The following is a 12,760-nucleotide window of genomic DNA, read 5'->3' as shown; positions in this document are numbered from 1 at the left end:
GAGCTATTGTGATTGGGATGCATTCATATACAATAAGAATATGGGGAGGCAATACCACATGAGAACACATGCAGGAATGAGAAAAGCCGGAATTGCAACGATGGGTATGATGGTAGGCGCTGCTGCACTGCTTACTGGCTGTGGAAACGACGCAAGTCCTGCAACAGGAGGCACGAGTACAAGCGCTGCCAGTTCACCTGCCAACAAAGAGCCGCTGAAACTGAGTGTCATGACACTCATGTATGCCGAGCCGCCGAAAGCGGACAGCGAAGTACAGAAGCAGATCGAAGCCTACACGAATACCAAATTGGATATCTCCTGGGTCCCCAACTCCTCCTACAAGGAAAAGGTGAATGTTACGATTGCTTCCGGTGAGCTGCCAAAGGCGCTGCTTGTACAGAACAATAAGGATTCCAATATTTTGAGCGCTGTACGTGCGGGTGTATTCTGGGAAGTCGGTCCTTATTTGAAGGACTATCCGAATCTATCGAAAATGAACCCTTCTGTCTTCGACAACATTAAAGTTGACGGCAAAATATACGGCTTGTATCGGGCACGCGATTTGGCGACGTACGGTGTTATTTTCCGCAGCGACTGGTTAAAAAATGTCGGGCTTAGTGCACCGAAAACCATAGATGATTTGTACAATGTATTTAAAGCGTTCACATTAAACGACCCCGATAAGAACGGCAAAGCAGATACCGTCGGCTTGACCGAAGAGAAAACCATGGATGGGTTTGGTGTCGTAGCTTCGATTATGGGCGCACCGAACAGCTGGGAAGTGAAAGACGGCAAATTAAGCCCGGATTTCTTAGCGCCGGAGTATTTTGAGGCTATGAAATTTTATAAAAAGTTGTACGATGAAAAGTTGATTAAACAAGACTTCCCTGTGCTGAACAACCAACAGAAGAAGGATGATATTAACCAAGGCAAGGCTGGAGCTGTGATCTCGAATATGATTGACGGCGCAGGCTATCAAGCAACGCTTGCCAAGTCTTTCCCTGGCTCTGATGTGGACGTTGTGAGTAGAATCACTGGGCCTAAAGGCGAAAGACTGCCTGGCGGGGTAGGCTATAATAGCGTGTTCATGTTCCCGAAATCAAGTGTGAAAACAGAGGCTGAATTGAAACAAATCCTTGGCTTCTACGACAAGCTATCCGATCAGAAGATGCTGGATTTGCTAGGCTGGGGAATTGAAGGCAAGCATTATAAGACCGAAGACGGCAAGCCGGTATTTATTGATCAAAAGCTGCAAGACACCGAAGTAGGCTCCAGCTACCTCCAATTACAGATCGCCAAATATACAGCCAAAACAACAGGTAAAGAGACACCTCTGATGGAGAAGTACGGCAAAATGATCAAAGAAAACGAAACGATTGCGGTTAACAATCCGACGAACCCGCTCGTGTCCGAAACTCAAACAACGAAAGGCACGGAATTGAAGCCGATCATTGACGATGCTCGCACGAAATTTATCCTAGGCAAGCTGGATGAATCAGGTTGGAAGCAAGCGATTGAGCAATGGAGAAAAGCAGGCGGCGACAAAGTCATCGAAGAATTCAGTGCGCAATACGCCAAGAACGGTAAATAAGTTCAGAACAGGAGAGGCAAATTTTGCCTCTCTTTTCTTTGAAGGAGAGAGTCGATCTGACAGTTCAGCGATCCGTATGTATTCCGGTACAGACATGGTTCGGGTACAGTATGGTCACACCTCTCGCTAGTTTTGTATTTGTCAGATGGTTACTATACAATAGTAAGAGGGGAATCATTCCCTAGTTATGTTCGAGGAGGTATGATCATGAATAATTTCACATTCCATAATCCAACTACCCTACATTTCGGTCAGGGACAATTAGACAAACTAACGACCGAAGTACCGAAGTATGGGAAAAATATTTTGCTTGTCTATGGCGGAGGCAGCATCAAAGCCAATGGTATCTATGACAAAGTCGTTAACCTCTTGCACGGTCTCGAGGCAACCATCGTAGAACTTAGCGGCGTTGAGCCTAATCCGAGATTAACGACTGTCCACCGTGGCGTAGCCCTGTGCCGTAGCAACAATATCGATCTCATCCTTGCAGTAGGCGGCGGCAGTGTGATCGATTGCGCGAAAGCCATTGCCGTTGGCGCCAAGTTCGATGGCGATTTCTGGGATATCGCAACCCGCAAAGCAGCAGCAACAGGCGCACTTCCGTTAGCAACCGTGCTGACAATCGCTGCGACTGGGTCCGAAATGAACTCCGGTTCTGTTATTACAAATTGGGAAACTCAAGATAAACTTGGCTGGGGAAGTCCATACTCATTCCCGAAATTCTCTATCCTTGACCCCGCTCATACGACATCCTTGCCTGAAAATCAAACCGTATACGGCATGGTCGATATTATGTCTCACGTGTTTGAGCAATACTTCCATCATGGCACGAACTCTCCTGTGCAGGATGGGTTCTGCGAAACGATTCTGCGTACGGTTATCGACACGGCTCCTCTTCTGCTAGCGGATCTGAACAACCTGGAGCACCGCGCAACCATTCTGTACAGCGGTACTATGGCGCTGAATGGCACGCTAAGCATGGGCATCCGCGGGGATTGGGCGACGCACAATCTGGAGCATGCGGTTTCCGCTGTCCATGATATCCCGCACGGCGGCGGTTTGGCCATTCTCTTCCCGAACTGGATGACTCACAACCTCGATGCCAACGTGGGACGCTTCAAGCAGTTCGCGCAGCGGGTCTTCGGCATCGATGCCGCAGGCAAATCCGATAAGCAAATTGCCGAGGAAGGTATCGCGGCATTGCGTGCGTTCTTCACCAGTATCGGCGCACCTAGCCGATTGGCTGATTACAACATCGACGAATCCAGCATCGAGCTCATGGCCGATAAAGCCATGATTTACGGCGATTTCGGTAACTTCCAGAAACTGACTCGCGCAGATGTCGTGAAAATTTATCAGATGTCGCTATAAGACATAGCGCACATAAACAAGCCGCTCTCCAAGGTATCAACCTTGGGAGCGGCTTTTTACGTCCAGATCCTAACGCTGCACAGGCAGCACCTTATAGTCGCGCCATTCTTCCGGCAGCAGACGCTGATAACGCGGCTGTAGGTAGCGATCGTCAATCAGCAGCAGCACGCCGTGATCCGTTTCGGAGCGAATTAACCGTCCGCCAGCCTGCTGTACTTTGTTCATGCCGGGATAGACATAGGCATAGTCGTAGCCGTTTTTGCCCGTACGCTCCATGTAATCCTTGATCAGATTGCGCTCAGGTCCTAGCTGTGGCAAGCCAACACCCACAACAACGACGCCCGTTAAACGGTCGCCAACAAGATCAATGCCCTCGGAGAAGATACCGCCCATCACCGCAAACCCCACTAACGTCATCTCCGCTCCCGCCTGAAACGCTGATAGAAAGTGCTCTCGCTCTTCCTCCGTCATTTTGACCTGCTGAACGAGTATGTTGAGGTGCGACGTATCCGCCGCCTCACCGACAAGATCCGTAAAAGCCTCATACACACTGCTCATATATGCATACGAAGGGAAAAACACCAAATAATTCCCCGCTCGTCCCATAACTAGCTCATAGATCGAACGAGCAATCTGCGTACGACTGAGTTCCCGATCCTGGTAACGGGTGGAGAGCGGCTGCACGAAAACTTCCAGCTGCTCTTTCTCAAAAGGCGACGGCACCGTCACAGAGTAATCGTCTTCTCCTGCCCCTAACATGTCCATGAAATAGGACAAAGGTGACAGTGTCGCCGAGAAAAACACATGCGCCCGATACCCCTTCCCCATCATCCGCAATAGATGAGATGGATCTAAACACACGAGCTTCACGCTGACCTCGTTCCGGTCATTCACAGCGAGCGTCACATACCGCTCGTCATACAACTTCGAAATGCGCATGAAATTTTGCGCACCAAAATACGCATCCAAAAGTACCGCACTCGTTGAAGTACCACCGGCCGATCTCGCTAATTCCTTTTCCGCTATCGCTATAAATGCTTCCACATGCACCAATAACGATTCCGGCAGCCCAGACTCCACCATCATCTCACGATCGCCCACCTGCTTACGGAGCGCTATGAAATAGGCATTTACAGCTTTAGCCGCGTCATGCAGCTCTTTACTCACACCTTTGAACTCCCGCTGCAGCGTAAGGTAGACCGATTTATGCAACTCACTGGCGTACATCTCCCGTGCTCGATCTACCAGATTATGCGCTTCATCAATAAGGAGCGTTGTTTTGCGCTTCTGCTCCTCAAACAGCCTTTTCAAATTCACACGCGGGTCAAAGATATAATTGTAATCACAAATCACCGCATCCTCCGCATAGGCCACATCCAATGAGAACTCGAATGGACACACGCGATGCTTCCGCGCATACGTCTCAATCACCGAACGCGTCATCACCGTTTCTTGCCTCAGCAGATCCAGCACCGCCTCATTCACCCGATCATAGTAGCCGTCCGCAAACTCACAGTGTGCCGGTGTACACTTAACCTCGTCCTTCAAACACACTTTCTCCTTCGCGGTTAGCGTAACCACCTGTAGCTGCAAGCCCTTGTCCTGCAACAGGTAAAAAGCTTCCTCTGCCGCCGTGCGTGTGATCGTCTTCGCCGTCAAATAAAAAAACCGTTGCAACACGCCCTCCCCCATCGCTTTCACTGACGGAAAAAGCGTCGACATCGTCTTTCCAATGCCTGTCGGTGCCTTAGCGAATAGCTTGTGCCCATCCTGGATAGTTTTGTACACCGCCCCCACCAGCTTGCGCTGCCCTTCACGATACTGTGGAAAAGGGAACTGCAGCTCCTTGATGCTCAGATTTCTGCGCAACTCATGGTCATATTTCACTTGTGCGTACGGATAGTAGCTCTGAATCACCTCATGCACAAACCGCTCTAGTTCTTCGTAAGCAGCTTCCCTCACAAAATGCCGCGTTTCCTCCGTATCTACCTGTGTATACGTCATCTGAACTCGCATCTGGTCTAGCTCTCGATCATGAGCAATCATGTAGGCATAACACATCGCCTGTGCCCAGTGCACAGGGTACGAATTCTCTTCAATCAGCGCAATATCTCCGGAAGTAGATTTGATTTCATCTACCGTTAATACACCGCCGTCATCAGTCCCAGTTAGCAGCCCATCACAACGCCCATCTATAACAAATAAAAGCCCCTCATACGCAATCTCCGCAGATACATACACTTCACGTTGATCGGATTCTCCATATTGCTTTTGCAGTCTTTGATGTGCCTTTGTACCATCACTTAATGACTTACTCGACCGAAATCCCGTATCAATACTACCACTGCTAAACACATATTCCACAAGCGAACGAACTGATATCTGAACAACAGGTAGCATGCCACGTCTCCATTTTTAGAACATTTGTTCCTTATTATACCATGTGCATCGGTGAAACACTACTAAACCCCTGTCATGTGACTTCACTACTTTTGCTAGTTCCCCCCTTTATAGGCTCCTTCTCTGACTCCCTTCCCTATCCTCCGCGCAAAATAACTGGATTTAGTACAGCTAATTTCATCTCTTTAGCACGATTCAGCTAACTAGCTGGAAAATATCCATCTAAATTTGAGCATATTAAAGAAAATGATCAATAACATCCGAATTAACTACATATTTTCCATCTAAACGTGAAATTCGAAGGAATACAGGGAAATTAGATGTAGTTTTTCCATTTAGTTGCGTGTGGTAGGGCAGAAGGTGAATGAGTGTGAGATGGCTGGCGTGTGGTGGGTGAAGTAGAAGAAAGAGTAAAGAGAGCATGTGGTGAGTGAAGTAGATGGGTACGTAATGAGTAACGTATGGTGGGTGAGGTAGATGAATAAGGAAAGCGTGACGCGTGGTGAGTGTGGTAGATGAATAAGTAAGGGTGATATGTGGTGAGTGTGGTAAATGAATAAGTAAGGTGACGTGTGGTGGGGGTGACAGACGCGTTAGTAGATGGCGATGCACAAACCCCACGCCAAAAACCCCCTCTACGCCGAGCCTAACTCATACGTAGAAGGGGTGATTAGTCTTGTTACCGTCTCACTTCACGATCATTTCACCCACTGAAACGGGGTTGTATTAAAAAACAAGTCCGGATTGGCCTGAATATTATGCGCCCAGAAGGTAAAATGCAGATGCGGCCCAGTGGAGAACCCCGTTGTGCCGACAAGCCCGATAATGTCGCCCTGCTTGACGCGGTCGCCAGGCTTAACTCGCAGCTCGGAGAGATGCGCGTACTGCGAGAACAGCCCCATCCCATGGTCAATATAGATGGAATTGCCGGTCAAATACAGGAGTTCCGCTAGCGCGACAACGCCATCGTTCGTAGCCTTGATCGGCGTGCCTTCTTTGGCGGCCAGATCAAGGGCCATATGCGCGCTGTCGTATTTCCCGTTCACATAACGGGTGTACCCATACGGCGTGGTCAAAATCCCCTCGATCGGCTTCACGAACGGCCCGCTGAACAAAAAACTCGGCTCCGACTTGCTGCGCGCCAGATCGATCTTCTTCTGATCGGCGTTGATACGCGTCGTATCCTGTTTCATGCTTTCCATTTGCTCAGTAACCTTCAAATACTGCGTCTCGAACTTCTTCGTCTTGATGGTCAGCGTCTGATCACCAATCGGATATGTGCCTGCCTTCACACTCATCGAGATTGGCAAATACGTGAAATATCCCGCTTCATAAGGTTGAAGTGTGTAGGTTTTGCCCTGCCAAGCAATACTGCCTGGCTCCTTATGACGCACAAGCACGATGTCCCCCGGCGATGCCTGCTCCGGTATAAGCTTCCAGTTAGCGCCCATGACTGCTTTGGCGCCCGCTTCATCTTTATAGAGCAAGGCCTCCGCTTTAAGCTGTGTCAAATGGGCTTTCACCCCTTGAATGACTGCTTTCGCGTCCTCAGTCATACCATCTATCCAACTCTGTCCACCATCCACGGTGAGCACGAGTGGGCTTTTACTATTCGTTGTGCTTGGTAATAGAGCCCAACCAATCTTCGGCGTCACGAACTGTGACTGCTTCACATCAAACATCGTCCCGTTCAGCGTAACAATATCCACGCTCAGGCTTCCTGAGGACGTCGTAGCTGAAACTTCTGATACGCCTTCCGCCGCACTCCTAGTCCCGCTCTCCAAGCTCAGCAGCTTTGTGATCGCTTCCAATCCATCCGTAGGCGCTCCCCCATCTGTCTGCAGGGCTTCCGTACTAGTGACTTCCTGCCAATGCGCGCCGCCATCCGAAGTTTGAGCCATCCCATCCACGTATTTCACCCAGCCTCGGTCGAAATCAAGCATCCGAAACTCCAAGGCTTCGCGAGGAGTTGGGGTCGGTACAGGTGTTGAGACTACGATATCTGGTACCTCCTTATTCGAAGAGGTCGATGTTCCAAATGGTGAGTCTCCCACGAAAATGACCACACCAGCAGCTAGGATGCAAGCGCCAACCAACAGTGGCCATTGACGCCTTGTTCTTGGTCTCACAGACGTTCCTACCTCCCTTGAATGACGACAGGTTGTCTAGTTATTAAGACGACTTCGTCCTCTGATTTCACCTTCTTATGGTAACACAAAAAACCCGAAGACAGTTATGTCTTCGGGTTCTATAACGCTATATTTGTACGCCCTTTTTGAGCGTTTTCTGATCACTATTCGTGTTATTAACTAATGGAAGTAACTTGACACTTCGAACCATTGTGGACTGACATAAATGACATGTCGGCACGTGATCGAATGCAAAATTATCTCGCATCCAGCCTTTACAGCCTTCATTTTCACAAGACCATACCGTCACATTTTCTAGAGGCATCTCTTCAAGCGACTTTTTTCTGGAATACATGGATAAACCTCCTTAGAGTGTACTAAGCGTCAGCTAGCTTTAAATTGAAAAAGACTGCCATTACTTAAGTAAAGGCAGTCTTTTTAATTATATTACAGTTTTACAACGTTTTCTGCTTGTGGTCCGCGGTTACCTTGAACTACGCTGAATTCAACGGATTGACCTTCGTCCAAAGTTTTGAAACCTTCACCTTGGATTGCGGAGAAGTGAACGAATACATCGTTGCCGCCTTCAACTTCGATGAAACCGAAACCTTTTTCTGCGTTAAACCATTTTACTGTACCAGTAGCCATTGTGAAATACCTCCAAAAATTATTAACATGTTTTTTATTCTTCAAAGAGAAAAAATTCACACATTGTATAAGGTTCACTAACAAAAATGAAAACCCTTTACAATATGTGAATTCAGGTTCTATTTGTCGATTGGATTTATCATAACACACCACTCATGAAAACGCAAACTATTTCCAGACTTTACAAGTATAAAAATAAAAAAAGGGCTCCCCAACTTTAGTCTAGGTTGCCCCTTGGTCTCCAGACGGTTTGATGCGCAGGGCAGGGGGACTATACTTGTGGTATCGAGTCTAGGAGGGTTTTAATCGTGTATAACGCAAGTATTCAAACGATATTAGCAGCAAGTGTTTTATTCGTCATTTTCACGTGGATCGGAGGCGTCAAAGCGTCCCGATTATTGTACAGCGGCAGCTTAGAGAAGCTGCAACGCAAAACACGCAAGCTGCTTTTCTGGGCATGGTTTCCAATCCTTCCTGCGGGAGCAATTGCAGCTGCCATCGTCTGGCTGCAGATGAACATGGACCCAATTTTTTGGAAGGACCGCATCTTCCTGCAAGCACCGCTAGTCGTTGTTCCGCTTTTGAGCATATGGTTCGTGGCTGTTCCTAAGCTGTTGAAGCTTCGCTCTCTAACCAAGATAAGCTTAACCGAGAGTGGCTCCACAATTGAGCCTGCTTTGTTCCAAAGAGCCGCTAGCCCTGGCCTTATATTTCCTTACCAATTAACCGCGCTTAGCGCAGTAACGTTACTCTATTTCTCATTTGTACCTCCAGTTCCTTTCCACTGGTTAGAAGTCACTATTCCGCTCGCAGTGTTTATTGTCTTAGCCGCTGGACTTTGGTTGAGACATGATCTGCGTGCCAAGCAGGTACGTAAAGCACCTAACTATCAAGCACCTCGCCTATTGGCGCGCTTTGGTGCCATGATGGGCGTTCTCATCGTGACCGCTGGTATCGGCTTTTATTTAATTACATTCGCCATGGACAAAAGCGTACTGCCAGCCGAGATCGACATGGCCAGCGGAACGCATGATTACGGCGGCGGAGCGGTAAGCGAGCATGCTGGTCATGACATGACCGCTATGTCCAATATGGCAGGCATGGTATCAGTGGCCGACCTAACGGGCCCGAAAGAAGGCACGCCGGATCGTCATTTTACACTCGTAGCGCAGAAAAAAACCGTCACACTCAGCTCTGGCAAAACGGTGGATGCTTGGACCTATAACGGTCAAATCCCTGGACCTGAGCTTCGTATGAAAGAAGGCGAACTCATTGAAGTCACGCTAACGAACGAAGATATTGATGTTGGTGTTACCGCCCATTGGCACGGTTTAGATGTACCTAATGCCGAAGACGGCGTCGCTGGGGCTACGCAAAATGCGGTAATGCCCGGTGAAACTTACACGTACCGTTTCCGCGCCGAACAGGTGGGCAGCTTCTGGTACCATTCCCATCAGGATTCACAAAAAGCAGTGAGTATGGGGCTTTTCGGAGCGTTGATTGTGGAACCGAAAGAGGTTGCAGATACAACAACATTTACAATTCCGTTCAAAGATATCACGGTTATGACCCATCGTTGGAAGAATACGTTCGCTATTGGCGCAAATGATGAACTAGATCGTCAAGCAGTTGCTCCTGGGACGCCTGTCCGGATGCGACTCATCAACACAGATGATTGGGTCAATCAAACCTATACACTAGTGGGTACTCCTTTTGAAGTGGCTGCTATCGATGGGACAGATTTGAATAAGCCGGATCTCTTGACCAATACACGTGTCATTGTGCCAACTGGCGGGCGATTTGATCTTACATTTGTTATGCCGGATCATCCTGTATATTTAAGTGTGGGAACGAATAAAAAAGGAGGAATTTTCCTGTCAGCTGATGGCCAAGGGAACGTTCCTGAGCTGCCGCAAACCGTAGCTTTCGATCCGCTTTCGTATGGCAGTCCGAAGGCCACACCTTTTGATGCGGATAGCAAATTTGATCGAGATTTCACACTGATTTTAGATAATAAACTAGGTTTCTATAACAGAAATTTCGATTTCCTTTATACGTTGAATGGAAAAGTGTTCCCAGATGCGCCGATGTTCATGGTGAAGGAAGGGGATCTGGTTAAAACGACGTTCATTAATCGTGGAAATGTCGAGCATCCGATGCATTTGCATGGTCATCATGTGCTGGTCCTTTCACGCAATGGTAAGCCTTCCATCGGGAGTCCTTGGTGGTCGGATACGCTAGATGTTCAGCCAGGCGAAACATATGAGGTCGCTTTCGTTGCGAATAATCCTGGACTATGGATGGATCACTGCCATAACCTTGTGCACGCTGCCGCGGGAATGTCGATGCATTTGATGTATGAAGGCGTTACAACGCCATTTTCGGTTGGAAGTGGTACACAGAATCATCCGGAATAATGATTGAACGGGGGAACTATACACATGACAGAAGATCTATTTGGCACCGCGGGATTTAGTTCCCTCGGCCTTCTTTTTTTGTGGTCCATCGCAGCCTATTGGAGCAGCCGTTTGTCCTATAGTTCGAGGAAAAAGCAGCTTCGCCGCAGGTCTTGGGGGCTACTCACCCTCATTCTGCTAGGTGAGATACTTGCACTGGTTAAAGCCACGATCATACTCAGCTCATGGCCGACAGGTTGGCCAGCCATGCAGGTAAAGCTGGGGCTGGAGCTGGGGTTGTTCGTCGCTCCAGCGCTGGCGACGCTGGTGTGGTCCGTGCCGAGGCTGTGGCGATTAGCACGGACAGAGGGTGGGCCGCAGGGCGAAGACCTACCTGCGGAAATGCGGGTGAGCGCCGCGCATATCGCGGTGGCGCTGCCGGTGCAAGCGGTCATGCTGAGCGCGATGACCGTGTTCTTTTACACCTTCTTCACCGCGGTTCCGCTGCCGGTGAAGATGATTGTCGTGCCAGCGCTGCTTGCCGCAGCCGTCACTTCCGTGCAGGGGTATCGGCTGCACCGCCGATACCAGGCCATGCGCAGCCCCACGTGGACGAAGCCACGGTTCGGGGTGCGGGTAGTGCGCGCCGCCGCCGGTGTCCTAGCGGCGGCGGCGGGGTTAGTGATCTGGCTGAGCGCAGCTAGCCAGATCAGCCGTTTGCCCGCCGAAATGAACATGGCGGCGGGGGTCGTGGACTACGGCGTGGGCGGAACGAGCGTGGCGACGCTGACGGGTCCCCGCGAGAGGATGCCGGATCAGCGGTTTACGCTCACGGCCAGCAAGAAAACGGTGGCGCTTAGCTCTGGCAAGCAGGTGGAAGCTTGGACGTTTAACGGCCAACTGCCAGGTCCAGAGCTGCACGTGAAGCAAGGTCAATTGGTAGAAGTCACGTTGGTGAATGACGATATCGCCGATGGCGTAACGCTGCATTGGCACGGTCTTGACGTCCCCAATGCAGAAGATGGCGTGGCTGGTGTGACACAAAATGCCGTCATGCCAGGCCAAACCCATGTGTACCGATTCATTGCCAGTGACGCTGGCACGTATTGGTACCATTCGCACCAACAATCGTATGTAGAGGCTGGTAAAGGATTGTTCGGATCGTTACTTGTTGAGCCCATTGCGGCTTCGACTACAATTAAGCCTAATGAACTAGATATCCCGATTGTTGCACACACCTATACGACTGTGGATGGCACATCGAACACGATCTCCTTCGGAACTTCCGATACGCGGGAAATCCGGCAGATTGCAACGGGTACGCCGGTTCGCTTACGGCTACTGAATACAGATAATTCTCCCCTGATATTCAAATTGATAGGGACAACATTTCAAGTGGCCGCCATCGATGGAACAGACCTTAACGGGCCCACAGACCTAGTAGGGAAAGATCTGCTCCTCGCTGCTGGCGGGCGTTATGACGTGACGTTTACGATGCCAGAAGGACAAGTACTTCTAGGTCCACAGTCCGAGAAAAGAGGAGGGAGCCACGCTGCCTTGGTAATGAGTCCAGACGGTAGAGATGGGGATTTCAGCGAAGCGATGAGTCAGCGAGGAGATATCTGGGATCCGCTAACGTATGGCAGCCCCGCTGCCAAAGCTGTTGCCGCGTTCACAGGACATTATGATCGTGAATTCCAGCTTATTTTAGATAAACGATTGGGCTTATTCGACGGAAGATTCGCCTATTCGTTTACGATCAACGGAAAACTTTTTCCTGATACACCCATGTTGATGGTGGAGGAAGGCGACAAAGTGAAAACGACGATCGTGAATCATAGCAGCGCAAGTCATCCCATGCATTTGCACGGACACCACATGTTGGTGCTGAGCCGTAACGGGCAGCCTTCAACCGGAAGTCCCTGGTGGGTGGATACATTGAACGTTGCCGCAGGGGAGACGTACGAGATTGCTTTTGTCGCGGATAATCCAGGCCTGTGGATGGACCATTGCCACAATTTGCAGCATGCAATGGCCGGAATGACTATGCATTTGATGTATGAGGGGATTACAACGCCATATTCCGTAGGAAAGGCAACATCGAACCATCCAGAGTGACGGCATTCACCATTTCGACAAGATTGGAAGCCGTTTTTTCAAAAAAGAGGGAGGGCATGTTACATTAACTCACACACAGTTGACAAAATATACATTGGCAGTTTACT

General features: G+C 49.4%; 8 protein-coding genes. 4 read left to right on the top strand and 4 right to left on the bottom strand.

Annotated elements, in window-relative coordinates:
* Window positions 1-58: 58 nt before the first annotated feature.
* The gene (locus ACSQ8O_RS02220; protein ID WP_436240293.1) at window positions 59-1,591 is read left to right on the top strand and encodes an extracellular solute-binding protein; all 1,533 of its coding nucleotides are present in this window, start codon (window positions 59-61) and stop codon (window positions 1,589-1,591) included.
* Between the two features lie 207 nt (window positions 1,592-1,798).
* Window positions 1,799-2,962 carry an iron-containing alcohol dehydrogenase gene (locus ACSQ8O_RS02215; RefSeq protein WP_436240292.1) on the top strand — a complete coding sequence of 388 codons (1,164 nt, stop codon included), beginning with the start codon at window positions 1,799-1,801 and terminating at the stop codon, window positions 2,960-2,962.
* Window positions 2,963-3,031: 69 nt separating this feature from the next.
* Here ACSQ8O_RS02215 and ACSQ8O_RS02210 read toward each other — a convergent pair whose 3' ends face one another.
* From ACSQ8O_RS02210 to ACSQ8O_RS02195, 4 genes are all read right to left on the bottom strand, one after another.
* Window positions 3,032-5,362, bottom strand: coding sequence for an ATP-dependent DNA helicase (locus tag ACSQ8O_RS02210; RefSeq protein ID WP_436240291.1), 2,331 nt, complete (start codon window positions 5,360-5,362; stop codon window positions 3,032-3,034).
* 698 nt (window positions 5,363-6,060) lie between these two features.
* Window positions 6,061-7,491: a M23 family metallopeptidase gene (locus tag ACSQ8O_RS02205; protein WP_436240290.1), complete on the bottom strand. Its 1,431-nt coding sequence runs from the start codon at window positions 7,489-7,491 to the stop codon at window positions 6,061-6,063.
* 127 nt (window positions 7,492-7,618) lie between these two features.
* Window positions 7,619-7,846: a cold-shock protein gene (locus tag ACSQ8O_RS02200; RefSeq protein ID WP_056622331.1), complete on the bottom strand. Its 228-nt coding sequence runs from the start codon at window positions 7,844-7,846 to the stop codon at window positions 7,619-7,621.
* Window positions 7,847-7,938: 92 nt separating this feature from the next.
* Complete coding sequence (locus ACSQ8O_RS02195; RefSeq protein ID WP_056622333.1) at window positions 7,939-8,139, bottom strand: cold-shock protein; 201 nt, start codon at window positions 8,137-8,139, stop codon at window positions 7,939-7,941.
* 308 nt (window positions 8,140-8,447) lie between these two features.
* On the opposite strand from ACSQ8O_RS02195, the gene ACSQ8O_RS02190 reads away from it, so the two are divergent.
* On the top strand, window positions 8,448-10,556 hold the full coding sequence (locus ACSQ8O_RS02190; RefSeq protein ID WP_436240289.1) for a multicopper oxidase family protein: 2,109 nt from the start codon (window positions 8,448-8,450) through the stop codon (window positions 10,554-10,556).
* 24 nt (window positions 10,557-10,580) lie between these two features.
* A complete protein-coding gene (locus ACSQ8O_RS02185) occupies window positions 10,581-12,653 on the top strand; it encodes a multicopper oxidase family protein (protein WP_436240288.1) in 2,073 nt (690 codons plus the stop codon).
* The last annotated feature ends 107 nt before the right edge of the window (window positions 12,654-12,760 follow it).

It is taken from the genome of Paenibacillus sp. LjRoot56 (assembly GCF_964253335.1).
Taxonomy (GTDB): Bacteria; Bacillota; Bacilli; order Paenibacillales; family NBRC-103111; genus Paenibacillus_E; species Paenibacillus_E allorhizoplanae.
The sequence above is the reverse complement of the archived record's forward strand: the minus strand, read 5'-3'. Positions and strand labels throughout refer to the sequence as shown.

Coding starts and splice junctions, on each gene's coding strand:
- ACSQ8O_RS02220 (WP_436240293.1), top strand. CDS start 59: ATGAGAACACATGCAGGAATGAGAAAAGCCGGAATTGCAACGATGGGT.
- ACSQ8O_RS02215 (WP_436240292.1), top strand. CDS start 1,799: ATGAATAATTTCACATTCCATAATCCAACTACCCTACATTTCGGTCAG.
- ACSQ8O_RS02210 (WP_436240291.1), bottom strand. CDS start 5,362: ATGCTACCTGTTGTTCAGATATCAGTTCGTTCGCTTGTGGAATATGTG.
- ACSQ8O_RS02200 (WP_056622331.1), bottom strand. CDS start 7,846: ATGTATTCCAGAAAAAAGTCGCTTGAAGAGATGCCTCTAGAAAATGTG.
- ACSQ8O_RS02195 (WP_056622333.1), bottom strand. CDS start 8,139: ATGGCTACTGGTACAGTAAAATGGTTTAACGCAGAAAAAGGTTTCGGT.
- ACSQ8O_RS02185 (WP_436240288.1), top strand. CDS start 10,581: ATGACAGAAGATCTATTTGGCACCGCGGGATTTAGTTCCCTCGGCCTT.